This is a genomic window from Stenotrophomonas sp. TWI809, from assembly GCF_039673205.1.
GTDB lineage: Bacteria > Pseudomonadota > Gammaproteobacteria > Xanthomonadales > Xanthomonadaceae > Stenotrophomonas.
This window is the reverse complement of record NZ_JBDJLE010000002.1, coordinates 1-17,918: the sequence shown is the minus strand read 5'-3', so window position 1 is coordinate 17,918 and position 17,918 is coordinate 1. Positions and strand designations below refer to the sequence as shown.

The window sequence follows — 17,918 nt, the reverse complement described above, 5'->3', positions numbered from 1 at the left end:
CTTACCTCGCGGCCGTGCCGGTGGCGACGGCGTCGGCATTCCAGCCGCCGCCGAGCACCAGGAACAGCTGGATCTGGTCGCGCGAGACCTGCGCCTGGGCCTCGGCCAGGGTCGCATCGGCGCTGGCCAGGCTGCGGTCGGCATCCAGGCTGGCCAGGTAGGGCGTGCGCCCGCCCTGATAGAGGCGGCGGTTCTGGCTGGCGGCCAGGTCGGCCTGCTGCTGGGCCTGCTGCAGGAACTGCAGGCGCTGCAGATCCTGGGCATAGCGGCTCAGCGCGGTCTGGGTTTCGCGCAGGGCCTGCAGCACGCTGTGATCGAACTCGGCCAGCGCGGCGTCGGCGCTGGCTTCGGTGGCGTGGATGCGCGCATGCGTACCGGAAGAGGGCAGCGTCCAGGAAATCAGTGGGCCGATCGACCACTGCTGGGTCAGCGGCGTACCGAAGTCTTCCAGCAGGCCGGCGGCACCCACCGAGGCACCGAGGCGGATGTCCGGGTACAGCTCGGCGGTGGCCACCCCGATCCGCGCGGTGGCGGCGGCCAGTTTGCGCTCGGCCTGGCGGATGTCCGGGCGGCGCTGCAGCAGCGCGCGGCCATCACCGATCGGCAGCGCCTGCGCCAGGGTCGGGGCCTGGCTGCAGTCGCTCACGCCCTCGGGCAGTTGCCCCGGGGTGCGGCCGAGCAGGGCGGCCAGCTGGTATTCGGAGGCCTGGCGGTGCGCGCGCAGCGGCGGCAGCGCGGCCTGCAGCATCGCCACCTGGGCGTTGGCGCGGGCCAGCTCCGGCGGGGTGCCGCGGCCGGCCGTGATCAAGCGCTGGGTGACCTCGCGGCTGCGCTGCTGCAGCTGCAGCGAGTGCTCGGCCACGTGCAGCTCGTGGTTGGCGTGGCAGATGTCGACGTAGCTGCCGGCCACCTGCGCCACCAGCGACACGCGCGCCAGGTCCATCGCGGCGGCGGTGGCCTGCTCGTCGGCATGCGCGGCCTCGGAGGCGCGCTTGAGCTTGCCGAACAGATCGAACTGATAGGACACCGCGAATTTGCCGTCGGCCAGGTTGATCGGCGGCAGTTCGTGCTCCAGCAGGAACGATTCGGCGGACAGCTGCGCGCGGCTCACGCCGGCCTCGGCCTCGTACTCGAAGCCACCGGCATCCAGCGCCTGCTCGTACACGGCGGCGGCGCGGCGCAGGTTGGCATCGGCCACCTTCAGTTCCACGTTGTCGCGCAGCGCCTGCTGCACCAGCGCATTGAGGGTGTCGTCCTGGTACAGCTCCCACCAGCGCGCGGGCAGCGCGGCCCCAGCGGCGACCTGCGGGTTACCGGTCTCGAGGAAGGCGGCATTCGCCTCCGGCCGCTGGAAGGCGGACCCGGCCGGCACCGCATAGTCCGGGCCGACCGTGCGACACGCGGCCAGCGTGGTCAGGGCCAACCCCAGGGCGATGCGGTGCAGCGCCGGGCGGTTCACAGCGCCGTCCGTGCCGGTTGCGCCGGCGTGGCCGGGGCGGTGTCCGGCTGGATGGTGACCGTGGCGGTACGCCCGGCGATCAGGTTGACGCCGGCCGGCACGCGGTCGATATGGATGCGCACCGGGATGCGCTGGGCCAGCCGCACCCAGTCGAAGGCCGGGGTCACGTTCGGCAGCAGGCTGCTGCCTTCGCTGCGGTAACGGTCTTCGATGCCGGCGGCGATGCTCTGGACGTGGCCCTGCAGCGGCTGCGCTTCGCCCATCAGGCGGATGTCGACCTTCTGCCCGGCATGCACGCCCTGCAGGCGGGTTTCCTCGAAGTAGCCGTCCACGCGGAACGAGCCGGTATCGAGCACGGCCATCACCGGCCGCCCAGCGGTCACGTAGTCGCCGGCACGCACGGTGCGGTCGTTGACGTGGCCATCGCTGGGGCTGCGCACTTCGGTGCGGGCCAGATTGAGCTTTGCCAGATCCACGGCCGCCTGCGCGGTGGCCATCGAAGCCTGCGCGGCGAGCAGCTTGGCCCGGCGCACTTCGGCATCTTCTGCAGCGACCAGGTCCTGCAGGCTGCGGTCGCGGGCGATCTCGCGGCGCAGCTGGTCCAGCGTGGCGCGGCGCTCGCCCAAAGCGGCCTGGGACTGCTCCAGCGCGATCTCATAGCGCGCGCGATCGACCACGAACAGCACCTCACCGCGCTTGACCGGCTGGTTGTCGGCCACCTTCACTGCCTCCACCAGCCCGGACACGTCCGGCGCGACCTGGACCACGTCGGCACTGACGTGCGCATCGCGCGTCCACGGCTCATCCATGTAATAGGCCCACAGGTGGCGCAGCACCAGCACGGCGGCCACTACGGCCACGGCGGTCAATACGACCGGGAATGTCTGCTTGAGGATCTTGTTCACGATTGCATCCAACGCATCAGGGAAAACAACCCGCCGAGCACGATCACGTACACGGCCAGGTTGAACAGGGCGGGGTGCCAGATGTGGCGGTAGGCGCCGGTGCGCTGCAGGACCACGCGCAACCCGCTCTTGAGCAGGTAGGCAAGCAGCATCAGCCCGAGCAGGGTCGGGACGAACACACCATAGAGACTGAATTCACCGTACATCGAGGCAGAGGGTTCACTGGAAAAAGGTAGGCGACGACCGTGGGTCGTCGTACGTCATGCCGTCGCAGTACGACACCGGGCCGTACAACGGGAGAGCAGGCTTACGTCACGCGGTCGGCAGCATCGGCCAGCAGCTGCCACAGCTTCAGCACGGTGCGCAGTTCATCCAGGGTCAACGCGCCGAACACGTCCTGGCGCAGCCCGATCAATTGGGTCTCCAGCTGGCTGACCAGGGCCTCGCCCTTGTCGGTCAGCCACAGCAGGTTGGCGCGGCGGTCGCTGGCATCGCATTCGCGGCGGACCAGGTCGCTGGCGGCCAGCTTGTCCAGCAGGCGGACCAGCGAAGGGCCTTCCATGCCCAGCTGGTGGGCCAGCGCCACCTGGCGGATACCCCCGCCGGCGCGCCCGATCATCAGCAGCGGCATGGTGCAGGCAGCGGAAATGCCGTAGCTGCCCAGGGCCTGGTCGGCCAGGCGCTGCCACTGCCGCCCTGCGTATAGCAGGCCGGAACTGAGCTGCATCTGCAGCTGGGTACGTTCGTCGAGGGATCGGTTCATCAGAATAGATAGGATACTACTAATTCGTCTCCTATCAATACCCGTGGCACAACCGCGGCCCAATGACTGCCTGTCCGGACACGGCCCGGGCGCCCCGGCGCAGGACGCCCGAGGGGTCTGTCGGGTACGATGCTTGCCCCCCTTCGGGTGCTGTATGTAATGAGCAAGCAAGACAACGACGCCAACCCCGTCACCCAGGCCGAGGCCGAATCGGCGGTGCGCACCCTGCTGCGCTGGGCCGGTGAAGATCCGACCCGTGAAGGCCTGCTGGATACCCCGCGCCGCGTCGCCGAAGCCTATGGCGACTGGTTCAGCGGCTACCGCGACGACCCGCGCGCCTATATGGAGCGGACCTTCGAGGAAGTGGCCGGCTACGACGAACTGATCGTGCTGCGCGACATCGAGTACGAAAGCCACTGCGAACACCACATGGCGCCGATCATCGGCCGCGTGCACGTCGGCTATCTGCCGGCTGGCAAGGTGGTGGGCATCAGCAAGCTGGCCCGTGTGGTCGAGGCGTACGCACGCCGCTTCCAGGTCCAGGAAAAGATGACCGCGCAGATCGCCCAGTGCATCCAGGACGTGCTGCAGCCGGTCGGCGTGGGCGTGGTGGTGGAAGGTGCGCATGAGTGCATGACCACCCGCGGCATCCACAAGCGCGGCGTCAGCATGGTCACCTCCAAGATGCTGGGCAGCTTCCGCGAGGACGCGCGCACCCGCGCCGAGTTCCTGCGTTTCATCGAAGTGGGCGGCAAGCGCTGATTCCCCGCGCTGTCGCGCGCGGCCGGCAGGCGCTGGGCTTCGGCCCGGCCCTGCGGGTGCGTGCGCGTCCCGTTTCCCTCCCGGCCGCCGCGACCCGCGCGGCCTGTCTTCCTGTCCCCGGTCTCGAATGAAACATCGCGAGCGCATTACCCGTTACCGCCACCTGCGCGAACAATCGCAGTGGAAGCTGCTGGCGGCCGATCACGCGCCGGAGATCATCGGCCTGCTGCAGAGCCTGCTGATGCAGGACGAGCGCACCCTGTCCACCGCGGTGCTGCACGAACGCCTGCAGCGCGCGCTGGATGATCTGAAGGCCGATGAGCTGTCGCGCGATCTGCCGCGCACCGCACAGGCCTACATCGCGCATTGGCTGGCCCAGGGCTGGCTGGAACGCCGCTTGCCCGACGGCGCCGACCAGGAACAGTACGAACTGTCCACCCAGGCCGCGCAGGCGATCCGCTTCGCCGACAGCCTGGAGCAGGCGCGCGCTGCCGCCACCGAGAGCCGCCTGGCCCTGGTGATCGAGCAGCTCTCGCAGCTGGCCGCGCTGACCGAATCCAATCCGGATGCACGCCTGTCCGCGCTGCGCGACGAGCGCGACCGCATCGATGCCGAGATCGCCCGCGTCAGCGGCGGCAAGGTGTCCTCGCTGGATGGCAAGCGCGCGCTGGAACGGACCCGCCAGATCATCGGCCTGGCCGACGAACTGACCGAAGATTTCCGCCGCGTGCGCGATGACTTCGAACGCCTCAACCGTGAATTCCGCGAACGCATCATCGATGACGAAGGCGAGCGCGGCGACGTGCTGTCCAAGCTGTTCGAAGGCGTGGACGTGATCGGCGACAGCGACGCCGGGCGCAGCTTCGAGGCGTTCTGGCGCCTGCTCAATGATGCCGAACAGAGCGCCCAGCTCGATGCCGCGCTCGAGACCGTGCTCGCGCGTGGCTTCGCCCGCAAGCTGGATCGCAACGAGCGCACCTTCCTGCGCGGCTTCACCACCACCATGCTCGAGCGCGGTGGCCAGGTCCACGATGTGCTGCAGCACTTCGCCCGCAGCCTGCGCGGCTTCGTGCAGAGCCGTGGCTACCTGGAACAGCGCCGCCTCAACCAGCTGCTCAAGCAGGCCCAGGGCGAGGCGCTGGGCCTGCGCGACCACATCCCGGCGCAGCGCGGCATCGGCCGCGACCTGCAGCTCACCACCAGCCGGCTGCGCTCGCTGTCGCAATGGAAGCTGCACGACCCGCGCCAGGCGCAGGTGGATGGCAGCGTGCAGCGCAACGACACCGCCGCGATCTCGCTGGAGAGTGTTGGTGATCTGGTGGCCGCCTCTGAAATCGACTTCCGCACCCTGCGCCGCGATCTGCACGACCTGCTCGGCGAGCAGCCGCGGCTGTCGATCGCGCAGGTGCTTGAGCACCGTGAGGCCCCGCAGGGGCTGGGCAGCATCATCGGCTACCTCTCTCTTGGCACCCGCCACGGCGAGGTCGCCACCGATCAACAGGAGATCGCGCAATGGCGCGGCGGCGATGGCCAATGGCGTCGCGCCCGCATTCCGCTGATCTGGTTCACCCAGGAGAAACGCCATGAGCTGGCATGAACAATCCACCGACACCCCGATCGACGGCGGCGCAGACGGGCACGACGACGAACCGGTCGTGGTGACGCCCGTCCTGCGGCGTAACAATGACGTGTTCTACATGGGCGACACCGGCCGGCTGCCGCTCGATGGCCGCCGCGCGCTGTGCCAGCTGCTGATCGGCCCGAGCATCGACCAGCTGCGTCACGCCAAGCTGTGGCCGGCGCTGATCCGCAGCGAAGCGGCGATCCGCTCGGCGCTCTCGGACCTGTTCCTGGAACTGGTGCTGGACCGCGAGAGTGGCGTGGCGTTCACCCGCCAGGCCGATACCGAAGATATCGATGCACCGGTGCTGCTGCGTACCTCGCCGCTGACCTTCATCGACTCGGTGCTGCTGCTGCACCTGCGCCAGCAGTTGGCCGAAGCCGATGCGCGCGGCGTGCGCGCGGTGGTCGAGGATGCCGAGCTGGCCGAAGCACTGGCCGTGTACGAGCGCCACCTGTCCACCGACCGCGCCGGCTTCAACCGCCGCGTCGCCAGTGCCGTGCAGAAGATGAAGGACAACCACATCCTCACCCGCCTCGGCGGCGACGATGCGCGTCATGAAGTCTCGCCGGCACTGAAACTGATGTTCTCCGCCGAAGATGTCGCCGCCCTGGCCCAGGTGTACCGCCGCCTGCGCGAAGCGCCGGCCGACCTCGACGCCTGAGCGCGCGCCCGCGCGCCGCTGCCCTGCCTGGATTGCTAGCCCTGCCATGACCGTCCACATTCCCGCACCCGCCCTGTTCCCCGGCGACCAGCCCGACCCGCGCGCGCAGCAGTTCCGCATGCGCCGCCTGCAGGTCCACAACTGGGGCACCTTCTCCGGCCTGACCGAAGTGCCGATCGCCGAGCGCGGCTTCCTGTTCGTCGGCCGCTCCGGCTCGGGCAAGTCGACCCTGCTCGATGCGATGTCCGCGCTGCTGGTGCCGCCGGCCCTGGTCGACTTCAACGCCGCCGCGCGCGAAGCCGAACGCAGTGGCCGCGACCGCAACCTGGTCTCCTACGTGCGGGGCGCCTGGGCCGACCAGCAGGACAGCGGCACCGGTGAAATCGCCACCCAGTACCTGCGCAAAGGCGCTACCTGGACCGCCCTGGTGCTGGAATACCGCAGCAATGACGGCCGCATCGTCAGCCTGGTGCGCCTGTTCTGGATTGCCGGCAACGGCGCGGCCGCGGCCGATGTGCGCAAGCACTACATGGTGGCCGAGCGCAGTTTCGACATCGCACGTGACCTCGGTGGCTTCGACCTGGACCTGCGCAAGCTCAAGCAGCGCCTGGGCGATGTGCATCACTTCGACAGCTTCGCCAGCTATGCCGAACGGTTCCGCCATGTGCTCGGGATCGAGAACGAGATGGCGCTGCGCCTGCTGCACAAGACGCAGTCGGCGAAGAACCTCGGCGATCTGAACGTGTTCCTGCGCGACTTCATGCTCGATGCACCGCGCACCTTCGATGCGGCCGAGCGGCTGGTCGATGATTTCGCCGAACTCGATGGCGCCCATCAGGCCGTGGTCACCGCGCGCCGCCAGGTCGAAACCCTGCTGCCCGCACGCGGCCACTACGCCGATCTGCAGGCACTGCGCCGCCAGCGCGAAGACCTGGACGAGATGAAGCTGGGCATCGACGGCGTGCGCGAGCAGCGTCGCCTGGCCCTGCTTGAGGCACGCCTGCTGGAACTGGATACCCGCGACCGCGGTCTGTCCGGGGAAGAAGGCCAGCGCCGCAGCGCGCTGGAGAATCATGAAAGCCACCTCGCCGAGCTGGAAGCGCAGCGTCGCCAGCAGGGCGGTGAGCGCATCGAAGAACTGGAGCGCGAACAGGGCCGTGTCGCCCAGGAACGCGACCGCCGGCTGGCCAAGCGCAGCCAGGCCAACCATGCCAGCCGCGAACTGGGGGAAACCCTGGCCGAGACCGCGCACGGGTTTGCCGAGCAGCTCGCCCGCGCCCAAGCCCGCTTGGACGACGGCCAGCGCGCCGCGGCCGAGCTGGATGAAGCCATCGCCGAGCGCATGGGCGGCAAGCGCGACGACGAACGCCGCTTCGCCGAAGTGCGGTCGGAACTGGAGGCGCTCAAGCGCACCCCGTCCAGCATTCCCGCGCCGATGCAGCAGCTGCGCGCGCGCCTGAGCAGCGACACCGGCATTCCCGAGGCGGCACTGCCGTTCGTGGGCGAACTGCTGCAGGTCCGCGACGAAGACGCCGCATGGCAGGGCGCCATCGAGCGCGTGCTGCACGGCTTCGCGCAGTCGCTGCTGGTCGATGAGCGCCACCACGCCGAGGTCTCGGCGTGGATCAACCAGACCCACCTCGGGACCCGCCTGGTCTATTACCGGGTGCGCCGCAACGACGACGCACTGCATGGCCGCGAGCCGGGCGCACGTTCGCTGCTGCACAAGCTGGTGCTGCGCGAGCACGGCTATGCCGGCTGGCTGCGCCGCGAGCTGGGCAAGCGCTTCGACTACGAGTGCGTGGATGCACGCCATCTGCGCGATACCGACCGCGGCATCACAAAGGAAGGCCAGGTCAAGCACCCGGGCGAGCGCTTCGAGAAGGACGATCGCCACAACATCAGCGACCGCCGCCGCTGGCTGCTCGGCTTCAACAACCGCGACAAACTGGACCTGTACGAGCGCGAAGCGATCGAACTGGCCCAGCGCATCGCTGCCTGCGACAGCGACGTGGCCGGCCTGCGCGCGCAGCGCGAACAGGACGGCAAGGCCCGACTGGCCTGCCATCAGCTGTGCACGCTGGGCTGGGACGAGATCGATGTGGCCGCACCGCTGCAGCGCCTGGACGACATCGCCCAGGCCCTGCACGACCTGCGCGAAGGCAATGCCGATCTGCGCAGGCTGGGCGAACAGATCGAGAAGACCCGGGCCGATGTGGCCCAGGCCAAGCGCACCTATGAAGACGTACGCGTGGAGCGCGGCCAGCTCGGCCGTGAACACGAACGCCTGGAACGCCTGCACGAGCAGTGCGCGCCGCTGGCCAAGCGCGTGGTCACGCCGCTGCAGCAGCAGGGCCTGGACGAACGCCTGAAAGCGCTCGGCGTGCTCAGCCTGGAGAACCTGGAAGCCCACTTCCGGCAGATCAGCAACACCCTCAACGAACAGCTCGGCGGTGCCCAGGCCGAACACAACCGGCTGGAAAACCTGCTGCTCGGCTGCTTCCGCCGCTACTGCCAGGCCTGGCCGGAAGACAGCGGCGACTTCACCGTCAGCCTGTCCAGCGCCGAAGATTTCCTGGCCCGCCTGCAACGGCTGGAGAACGATGGCCTGCCGCAGCACGAGGCACGCTTCTTCGATCTGCTGCAGAGCCAGAGCAAGAACAACCTGTTGGCCCTGCAGCGGCACACGGCCGAGGCGCGCAAGTCGATCGCCCAGCGCCTGGACGAGGTCAATGCCTCGCTGGAGCAGGTACCGTTCAATCGCGGCACCCTGCTGACCATCGAACTCACCGACCGCCGCCTGCCCGAGGTACTGGATTTCCACCAGCGCCTGCGTGACGTGCTGTCCCAGCAGCAGACCGAGCAGCGCGAACTGGCCGAAGCGCAGTTCGCGGTGCTGCGTGAGCTGGTCGCCAAGCTCGGCTCGCAGGAAGGCGAGGACAAGCGCTGGCGCGAGCTGGTGCTGGACGTGCGCCTGCATGTGGAATTCGTCGGCGTCGAACTCGACGCCGCCACCCGCCAGCAGGTCGAGATCTACCGCAGCGGTGCGGGCAAGTCCGGCGGTCAGCGCCAGAAGCTGGCCACCACCTGCCTGGCGGCCGCGCTGCGCTACCAGCTCGGTGGCGCCGACGGCCAGCTGCCCAGCTACGCGGCGGTGGTGCTCGATGAAGCCTTCGACAAGGCCGACAACGAGTTCACCGCGTTGGCGATGAACATCTTCGACAACTTCGGGTTCCAGATGGTCGTGGCCACCCCGCTGAAGTCGGTGATGACGCTGGAGCCGTTCATCGGCGGTGCCTGCTTCGTGGAGATCAGCGGTCGCCACGACTCCGGCGTCCTGTTGATCGAGTACGACGACGAAGGCAAGCGCCTGAAGCTGCCCGAGCGTGCCCGCGCCGGCGAGACGACGGCGGCACCGGCACCGGCTGTGATTGCCCCGCCTGCCGTAGTGGATGCCCCCGAGGCGATGGCCACTGAAGTGATGGCGGCCTCGATCGACGAGGACGCCCACGTCGAGGCCGAGGTCGTGGCGGCGCCGGCAGCGGCGTCGGCATCCCGCCCGAAGAAGGCTGTGCCCCAGGTGCCGGCAAAGAAAGCGGCAAAGAAGACGGCCACCAAGGCCGCGCCCAAGGCGCCCGCAAAGAAGCCCGCCAAGCCCAAGCGCTGAGCAACCGACGGGTCAGCCCCAGGGCTGGCCCGTCCTGCTAACCGGCGAAGGTGTCCCAGCCCATCCGGGCGATCAGCACCACCACCAGGCCGACGAACAGCTTGCGGATGAAGGGCGTGCCACCGCGCAGCGCCATCCGCGTGCCGACCACCGAGCCGATGATGTTGGCCGCGGCCATCGGCAGTGCGAACAGCCACAGGATGTTGCCGGTCGGCACGAAGAAGGAGATCGCCGCCACGTTGGTCGCCAGGTTCACCACCTTGGAGGCGGCCGACGCACGCAGGAAGTCCAGCCCGAAGAAGCGCACGAACAGGAAGATCAGGAAGCTGCCGGTGCCGGGCCCGAAGAAGCCGTCGTAAAACCCGATCACCGCACCGATCGCCAACGCGGTCACCAGTTCCTTGCGGCCGATCTCGCGCGGGCGGTGCAGGGCACCGAAATCCTTCTTCCACAGCGTGTAGCCGAGCATCGCCACCAGCAGCACCAGCACCAGCGGGCGTACCGCGTCCTTGGGCAGCAGGCTGACCGCCGTGGCCCCGGCAAACGAGAACACAAACGCCGTGCCCGCCGCGAACAGTACCGGCCGCCACGGGAAGCGCACATTGCGCGCGTAGCGGAATGCGGCAGCCGCCGTGCCGAACATCGAGCTGAACTTGTTGGTGCCGAACAGCATCGCCGGCGTGTGCTGCGGCAAGACGGTGAACAACCCGGGCAACTGCACCAGCCCACCGCCGCCGACGGCGGCATCGACCAGGCCGGCGATGAAGGCGATCGCCACCAACCACAACAGCTCAGGGGGAACCAGCTCAAGCACGGCAGCACATCGCGGCAGAAGGCGCGCCAGCATACGCCCGGTCATCGCGCGACAATACCCCCATGACCACCGCCATCTCCGATCCCTGTCCCTGCGGCCGCCCACTGGCCTACACCGCCTGCTGCGGCCGCTACCACGCCGGCACACCCGCGCCGGATGCCGAAGCGCTGATGCGCTCGCGCTACAGCGCCTACGTGCGCCACCTGGCCGGGTACCTGCTGGCCAGCTGGCACCCGTCCACGCGCCCGGCCGAGCTGTCGCTGGACGAAGCACCCGGCCAGCGCACGCAGTGGCTGGGGCTGACGATCCACGCACATACCCGCTCAGATGCCGACCACGCCCAGGTCCGTTTCACCGCGCGCTACAAGGTCGGCGGCGGCAGTGCGGTGAAAATGCTCGAACACAGCCGCTTCGTCCGCGAAGACGGCCGCTGGTTCTATCTCGACGCATTCTGAGCGTTGTCACCCGATCCATGCCGTGCCATGACGTGGCGCTCACCCCGGCTGGCCGATCCTGATCGCGATGACTACCGCCGTTGCTGCCGCACCTCCGCATACTGCCGCCCCGCCGACGTCGCTGGCCGCCCGCTACGCCAGCGTGCGCGCCCGCACGGTCGCGCTGGCCGCCCCCCTCAGTGCGGAAGACGCCATGGTGCAGAGCATGGCCGACGCCAGTCCGGCCAAATGGCACCTGGCCCACACCACGTGGTTCTTCGAGCGCTTCGTGCTGGCCACCCGGCCCGGCTACGCACCGGTCGATGCGGACTGGCATTACCTGTTCAACAGCTACTACCAGAGCATCGGCCCGGCCCATGCGCGCCCCCAGCGCGGTCTGCTCTCGCGGCCCTCGCTGGATGAAGTGCTGCATTTCCGCGCCGAGATCGACCAGCGCGTGATCGCTGCGCTGCAGGCCGGCAGCCTGAGTGAGCAGGCCCAGCAGCAGCTGCTGCTCGGCCTGCACCATGAGCAGCAGCACCAGGAACTCCTGCTGACCGATATCAAGCACGCGTTCTGGTCCAACCCGCTGCAGCCGGCCTACCGCGAGGATCTTGTCGTGGCGCCGGCCCGTGCGCTGCCGCTGCAGTGGCTCAGCAGTCCCGAACAGATCGTGGAGATCGGCGCGCCGGTCTGGCCCACCCGCCCCACGTTCGCCTATGACAACGAATCGCCGGTCCACCGCGTATTGGTGCCCGCGCATGCGCTGGCCAACCGCCCGGTCAGCAATGAGGAGTACCGCCAGTTCGTGCAGGCCGGTGGCTACCGCGAGCCGCGTTGGTGGATGAGCGAAGGCTGGACGCTGTGTCAGGAGCAGCACTGGGAGCATCCACTCTATTGGGATGACGCGCTGGAGCGGGAGTTCACCCTGGGCGGCTGGCGTGCGCTCGACCCCCACGCACCGGTCTGCCATCTCAGTTACTTCGAAGCCGACGCCTACGCACGCTGGCAGGACGCCAGGCTGCCCACCGAATTCGAATGGGAGGCCGCCACCGCCGGCCGGCCGCTGCGGGGTCGCTTCGCCGATACCGATCACCTCCACCCGGGCGGGGCGGCGGAAGAAGGCGATCTCGTCCAGCTGTTTGGCGATGTATGGGAATGGACCAGCAGCGCCTACGGGGCGTATCCCGGCTTCCGCACCTTCCCGGGCAACCTCGGTGAGTACAACGGCAAATTCATGTGCGGGCAGTGGGTGCTGCGCGGAGGCAGCTGCGCCACCCCGGCCGATCACCTGCGCGCCAGCTACCGCAATTTCTTCGCGCCGTCGGCCCGGTGGCAGTTCGCCGGCCTGCGCCTGGCCCGGGATGCCGCATGAGTTCGGTCCGTGATGCACTCCAAGCGTTGACCGATCTGCAGCCGGATCGGGACCAGATCACCGCCGACATCCTGCGTGGTCTGTCCACCACCCCGCGGCAGCTGCCCTCCAAGTACTTCTACGATGCGCAGGGCTCGGCGCTGTTCGAGCAGATCACCCAGCAGCCGGAGTACTACCCGACCCGCACCGAGCTGGAGCTGCTGCAGGACTGCGCGCGTGACATCGCCAAGGTGGTCGGCCCGCGACTGCATGTGGTCGAGCTGGGCAGTGGCAGCGGGCGCAAGACCGAACTGCTGCTGCATGCGCTGCGGGACCCGGTCGCTTACACCCCGATCGAAATCTCCCGCGCCGCGCTGCTGGACAGCATCACCCGGCTGGCCCCCTCGCTGCCGGACATCGAAATGCTGCCGGTCTGCGCGGATTTCACCCAGCCGGTGCAGTTGCCATCGCCGCAGCGCGAGCCGGCCCGCCACCTGGTGTTCTTCCCTGGATCGACCTTGGGCAACTTCGCCCACGACGACGCCGTCGCCCTGTTGAAGGCGATGCGCCAGACCATGGGCCCGGATGGCATGGCCCTGATCGGCATCGACCTGCACAAGGACGCGGCGTTGATCGAAGCGGCGTACAACGATGCCGCCGGGGTCACCGCCGAGTTCACCCTCAATCTGCTGCGTCGGCTCAACCGCGACATCGGCAGCGATTTCGATCTGGACGGCTTCCGCCATCGTGCCCGCTACAGCGTGCCGCGGCTGCGCATCGAAACCGAGCTGGTCAGCCAGCGCGACCAGCGCGTGCAGGTGGGGGGGCAGAGCTTCGACTTCGCCGAAGGCGAGGCGATGACCGTCGAGTACAGTCACAAGTACACCGATGCGGTGTTCGCCGCGATGGCCGCCGCCGCCGGCCTGCGCGTGACCGCCCACTGGAACGCCACCGATCCCGCCTTCGGCCTGCGTCTGCTGCAGCCGGCCTGACCTGCGCGGCATTGCCGCTATGATGCAGGTCCACTGGCTGCAAGGATTCCGCCAATGCGATGGTCGCCCCTGTTGTTGGCCGGGCTGTGGCTCGGCGCACCGTCGATCGCGGTCGCCGCGCCGGACGCATTCGCCACCTGCCTGGTCACGCTGAAGGCGCAGGCCGGCAAGCAGGGCATCAGCGCCGAGCGCTTCGAGGTGCTCACCGCCGGGCTGACCCCCGACCCCAGCGTGTTGCCGCTGCTGGATGCACAGCCGGAGTTCACCACTCCGTTGTGGGATTACCTGGCCGCGCTGGTGGATACCCAGCGCGTTGATGACGGGCGCGCCCGTCTGATCGAGCACCGTGATCTGCTGGCCCGTGTTTCGGCCGAGTACGGTGTCGATGCCGCCACCATTGTCGCGGTGTGGGGCGTAGAGAGCGATTACGGCCGCGTGTTCGGCAAGCGCCCGCTGCTGCAGTCGTTGGCCACGCTCTCCTGCGAAGGCCGCCGCCAGCCCTTCTTCCGCGGTGAACTGCTGGCCCTGCTCAAGCTGATCGATGCCGGCGACCTGCGCGCCGAGGGCCTGACCGGCTCGTGGGCCGGCGCCTTCGGCCACACCCAGTTCATGCCCTCCACCTATGCGCGCATCGCGGTGGATGGCGACGGCGATGGTCGCCGCGATCTGGTCGCCTCGATTCCCGATGCGCTGGCCTCCACCGCCAACTACCTCAAGAAGGCGGGCTGGCGAACCGGGCAGCCATGGGGCCTCGAAGTAAAGATTCCCGCTGGCTTCAACGCCAGCGTGGCCGGGCGTACCCAGCGCAAGCCACTGGCCGACTGGCGCGCGCTGGGCATCGTCCCGGTCGCCGGGGGGGGGCTGGCGCCTGCGGGGCTCCCGGCCGACAGCAACGCGGCACTGCTACTCCCGACCGGTGCCAAGGGCCCGGCGTGGCTGGTGTTCCGCAATTACGATGCGATCTACGCCTACAACGCCGCCGAGAGCTACGCGCTGGCGATCGCGACACTGGCCGATCGCCTGCGTGGTGGAACCGGCATTGCCGCCGCCTGGCCAACCGATGATCCCGGCATCGGCCGTACCGAACGTCGAGAGCTGCAGACCCTGTTGCTGGCCCGCGGCCACGATATCGGTACGGCCGACGGCATGATCGGTACCGCCACCCGCCGCGCCATCCAGGCCGAGCAGCAGCGCCTGGGCTGGACCCCCGCCGATGGCCGTGCCGGCCAGCGCATTCTCACCGCCCTTCGCGGTGCTCCTCCTTCTTCCACACCGACCATGCCCGCATCCACCGTGTTCACCCTGCCGCCCAATCACGCCCAGTACGTCCAATCCCCGGCGGCGCCCCGCGCGGCCCTGCCCAAGGTGCCCGGGCTCAGCCTGGCCGACATCCAGGGCTTCCCCGCGTGGACGGTCCAGACCCCGTTCGCCACCGCCGCGATCAGCGTATTCGGCGGCCAGCTCCTGTCCTATGTGCCCAAGGGCGGGCAGGACGTCATGTGGCTCTCGCCGAGCGCCCAGCCGCTGCCGACCCCGATCCGCGGGGGCAGCCCCGTGTGCTGGCCGTACTTCGGCCGCCAGGGGCAGGGCAATGACGTGCCCTCGCATGGCTTCGTCCGCAACGTGCCATGGACCCTGCAGCAGGCCCGTCGCGAGGCCGACGGCACCATGGTGCTGACCCTGGCGCCGCCGGTGCTGGAGAACCTGGACCTGCGCCTGCGCATGGAGCTGCGCATCGGCCGGACCCTGGAACAGCGCCTGATCACCGAAAACACCGGCCGCCAGCCGGTCGCCTTCACCCAGGCCCTGCACAACTACTTCCATGTCAGCGATGCGATGCAGGTCAGCGTGGAGGGCCTGGATGGCCTGTCCTACCTGGACAAGTTCGAGAATTACGCGACCCCGCGCCAGCAGCAGGGCGACTGGAACCTGCGCGACCCGCGCGATCCCGGCCGCAGCGACCGCATCTATACGCAGGCCGGCGGCCGCTACGTGCTCAAGGACCCGGGCCTGAAGCGCCGCATCGAGATCACCACCACCGGCAGCCGCTCGCTGGTCGCCTGGAACCCGGGCGAGGCCGGCGCCAGCAAGATGGCCGATGTCGGGGCCGGCTGGCGCAACTATGTGTGCCTGGAAGCGGCCAATGCCGGCCCGGATGTGGTGACCCTGGCACCGGGTGCGCAGCACGTGCTGCAGCAGACGCTGGCGGTTCGCCCGCTATGAGTACGGTTCCGTCCCCGGCCCGGCCGGACGAGACGGCCGAGGATCCTTATCGCGCGCCCAGCACCGCCCTGCACGAGGCCATGATCGACGCCCAGATCGATGCGGCCGTGGCGGTGCATGACCGCCATCCGCTGCTGGCGAAGGCGGTGGGCGACAACTTCGCGTTGTATGCCCGTCGCTGGCATCTCGATGAGGCCGGTGGCCGCTGGCCGCGCCCGTGGCACTGGCCGGCCGTCCTGTTTGGCTTCCACTGGCTCATGTACCGGCGTATGTACCTGGTGGCATTCGCGGTGCTCATGGCCGATTTCGCCATTGGCATGGCGATGGTCCTGCTGGACCTGGCGGTGGGCGGCGTCGTGTTATCGCTGGGTGTGCGGCTCTCGCTGGGCATCTTCGGCAATGCGCTGTACCGCTGGCATTGCCGCCGCATGGTAGCGCGGGCGCAGGCCCGTTTTACCGGGCAGCCGGAGCGGATCAACGCCGAACTGGTACGCCGCGGGGGTACCAGCCGGCTTGCCCTGGGCCTGGGCCTGGCACTGTTCGTCGTACTGCGTATCTTCGAAGGCGCGTGAGGCGTCAGCGGGCGACCGGACGCGGTCGCAGTGCTGCCAGGCAGATGCCGCCGGCGACCAACCCCCAGAACGCCGAGCCGATCCCGGCCAGCGACAGGCCCGAGGCGGTGACCAGGAAGGTCACCAGCGCCGCTTCGCGATCGGCCTCCTCACGCAGGGCCGTCGCCAGGCTGTTGGCGATGGTGCCCAACAGTGCGATGCCGGCCACGCAGGCCACCAGTTCCTTGGGGAAGGCGGCGAACACGGCCGCCACCGTCGCCCCGAACAGGCCCACCACGATATAGAAGGCGCCCGCGGCCACCGCGGCGGTATAACGGCGGGCCGGATCCTCGTGTGCCTCACGGCCCATGCAGATCGCGGCGGTGATCGCGGCCAGGTTGAGCCCATAGGCGCCAAACGGGGCGAGCAGCGTGTTGACCACCCCGATCCAGCCGATCACCGGCGATACCGGTGTGTCGTAGCCGGAGGCACGGATCACCGCTACGCCCGGGATGTTCTGCGAGGCCATGGTGACCACGAACAGGGGCAGGGCGATGCCGAACACCGCCGACCACGACAGCGTTGGCCAGGTGAATACCGGCGTGGCCAGTTCCAGCCGCACGTCCTGCATATGAAGCAGGCCCTGACCGGCCGCCACCATGACACCGACAAGCAGGGTGGCGATCACCGCATAGCGCGGGAACAGCCGTCGCCCGATCAGCCAGGTGGCGAACATCGCCAGTGCCATGCCCAGCTGGGTGCCCATCGAGACGAACACATCCAGCCCGAAGCGCAGCAAGACGCCAGCAAGCATGCCCGCGGCCAGCGCCATCGGCACACGCTTCATCAGCTTCGCGAAGATCCCCGAGAAGCCGGCAAGCATCCCGAGCACGGCAGCCAGAACAAACGCACCGATTGCATCGCTGTAGCCGGCCGCGCCCGCACCCACCACGAGCATGGCCGCACCCGGCGTGGACCATGCAGTGACGACCGGCATCCGATAGCGCAGTGACAGACCAATACAGGTCACGCCCATGCCAAGGCCCAACGCCCATATCCACGAGGCGATCTGCGCCTGGTCGGCGCCTACCGCGCGTGCGGCCTGGAACACGATCACCGCCGAACTGGCGAAGCCCACCAGTACCGTAATGAAGCCCGCCATCACCGCAGGCAGGGAGAGATCGCGCCACAACGAACGTTTGCCTACCGCGGACATCGCATGCATTCCTGATGACTAGAGATGCATTGTTAGCAAGCCAGCGGCAGCACGCGCAACGCGCGTGCTGCCGCGCTTGTTGATGAGCAGCACGTATGGATGACGCGTTGATGAAAAAGATCGACGAAAACGCTTGACGAATTTTCAGAAGTCTTTAGTATTCGCTCCCTCGCTGCGACGCGGTCTTCACCCCGGTGAACACCCACCCGCAGCGACGGCAACAAGCTTCGAAAGAAGGTGTTGACGGAAACGAAAAGCCTGACATAATAGGCGGCTCGCAACGACGAAAGCCTCTGAGGCGAACAACGAAGCGGCATCGGCAACAACGGTTCACTTCGGTGAAACGGCCTTGAAAAAAGGTGTTGACGGAGCAGATAAGCCGGTCTACAATGGGCGGCTCGCAACGACGGAAACGTCGGGGCAAACGGAAGAAGGCGCTGAGGCCGATTCCAAAGTTCTTTGACAGTATGCGCAGGTATCTTGTGAAGGCGCC

At 68.5% G+C, this 17,918-nt stretch carries 14 protein-coding genes and 1 pseudogene; 9 read left to right on the top strand and 6 right to left on the bottom strand.

The annotated features are described in order from the left end of the window. Position 1: 1 nt before the first annotated feature. The 4 genes from ABE472_RS01830 to ABE472_RS01815 all read right to left on the bottom strand — a co-directional run bounded on the left by ABE472_RS01830 (position 2) and on the right by ABE472_RS01815 (position 3,127). Positions 2-1,459 (bottom strand): efflux transporter outer membrane subunit, encoded by a 1,458-nt coding sequence (locus ABE472_RS01830; protein ID WP_346465255.1) that lies wholly within the window; start codon positions 1,457-1,459, stop codon positions 2-4. Continuing rightward, positions 1,456-2,364 (bottom strand): HlyD family secretion protein, encoded by a 909-nt coding sequence (locus ABE472_RS01825; RefSeq protein ID WP_313211296.1) that lies wholly within the window; start codon positions 2,362-2,364, stop codon positions 1,456-1,458. The genes ABE472_RS01830 and ABE472_RS01825 overlap by 4 nt, the downstream gene beginning before the upstream one ends. Further along, complete coding sequence (locus tag ABE472_RS01820; RefSeq protein ID WP_019183984.1) at positions 2,361-2,570, bottom strand: DUF1656 domain-containing protein; 210 nt, start codon at positions 2,568-2,570, stop codon at positions 2,361-2,363. Before ABE472_RS01820 ends, ABE472_RS01825 begins: the two co-directional genes overlap by 4 nt. Before the next feature lie 101 nt (positions 2,571-2,671). After that, a complete protein-coding gene (locus ABE472_RS01815) occupies positions 2,672-3,127 on the bottom strand; it encodes a MarR family transcriptional regulator (protein WP_313211297.1) in 456 nt (151 codons plus the stop codon). Between the two features lie 159 nt (positions 3,128-3,286). Here ABE472_RS01815 and folE point away from each other — a divergent pair, with 159 nt between their 5' ends. The 4 genes and pseudogenes from folE (at position 3,287) to ABE472_RS01795 (ending at position 9,841) form a co-directional block, all read left to right on the top strand. Further along, positions 3,287-3,889: a GTP cyclohydrolase I FolE gene (folE, locus tag ABE472_RS01810; protein WP_019183982.1), complete on the top strand. Its 603-nt coding sequence runs from the start codon at positions 3,287-3,289 to the stop codon at positions 3,887-3,889. Between the two features lie 127 nt (positions 3,890-4,016). After that, complete coding sequence (locus tag ABE472_RS01805) at positions 4,017-5,486, top strand: DUF3375 domain-containing protein (protein ID WP_346462810.1); 1,470 nt, start codon at positions 4,017-4,019, stop codon at positions 5,484-5,486. A gap of 88 nt (positions 5,487-5,574) precedes the next feature. Further along, positions 5,575-6,174 (top strand): annotated as a pseudogene (locus tag ABE472_RS01800) (DUF4194 domain-containing protein); the annotation flags it as partial. Between the two features lie 46 nt (positions 6,175-6,220). Then, entirely contained in the window at positions 6,221-9,841 is a 3,621-nt protein-coding gene (locus tag ABE472_RS01795; protein WP_346465253.1) for an SbcC/MukB-like Walker B domain-containing protein, read from the top strand. A gap of 37 nt (positions 9,842-9,878) precedes the next feature. On the opposite strand, the gene ABE472_RS01790 is transcribed toward ABE472_RS01795, so the two are convergent. Then, positions 9,879-10,655: a TSUP family transporter gene (locus ABE472_RS01790; RefSeq protein ID WP_070474219.1), complete on the bottom strand. Its 777-nt coding sequence runs from the start codon at positions 10,653-10,655 to the stop codon at positions 9,879-9,881. A gap of 62 nt (positions 10,656-10,717) precedes the next feature. Here ABE472_RS01790 and ABE472_RS01785 point away from each other — a divergent pair, with 62 nt between their 5' ends. The 5 genes from ABE472_RS01785 to ABE472_RS01765 all read left to right on the top strand — a co-directional run bounded on the left by ABE472_RS01785 (position 10,718) and on the right by ABE472_RS01765 (position 16,230). Continuing rightward, entirely contained in the window at positions 10,718-11,110 is a 393-nt protein-coding gene (locus ABE472_RS01785) for a YchJ family metal-binding protein (RefSeq protein ID WP_346465251.1), read from the top strand. Positions 11,111-11,177: 67 nt separating this feature from the next. Then, a complete protein-coding gene (gene egtB / locus ABE472_RS01780; protein ID WP_313219791.1) occupies positions 11,178-12,464 on the top strand; it encodes an ergothioneine biosynthesis protein EgtB in 1,287 nt (428 codons plus the stop codon). Next, on the top strand, positions 12,461-13,435 hold the full coding sequence (gene egtD / locus ABE472_RS01775) for an L-histidine N(alpha)-methyltransferase (RefSeq protein WP_346465248.1): 975 nt from the start codon (positions 12,461-12,463) through the stop codon (positions 13,433-13,435). Before egtB ends, egtD begins: the two co-directional genes overlap by 4 nt. Positions 13,436-13,489: 54 nt before the next feature. Further along, on the top strand, positions 13,490-15,658 hold the full coding sequence (locus ABE472_RS01770; RefSeq protein WP_346465246.1) for a lytic murein transglycosylase: 2,169 nt from the start codon (positions 13,490-13,492) through the stop codon (positions 15,656-15,658). Further along, on the top strand, positions 15,655-16,230 hold the full coding sequence (locus ABE472_RS01765) for a DUF2628 domain-containing protein (RefSeq protein WP_313219788.1): 576 nt from the start codon (positions 15,655-15,657) through the stop codon (positions 16,228-16,230). The genes ABE472_RS01770 and ABE472_RS01765 overlap by 4 nt, the downstream gene beginning before the upstream one ends. 4 nt (positions 16,231-16,234) lie before the next feature. Here the strand turns inward: ABE472_RS01765 and ABE472_RS01760 are convergent, their stop codons facing one another. Next, positions 16,235-17,425 (bottom strand): benzoate/H(+) symporter BenE family transporter, encoded by a 1,191-nt coding sequence (locus ABE472_RS01760; protein ID WP_346465244.1) that lies wholly within the window; start codon positions 17,423-17,425, stop codon positions 16,235-16,237. Positions 17,426-17,918 lie beyond the last annotated feature (493 nt).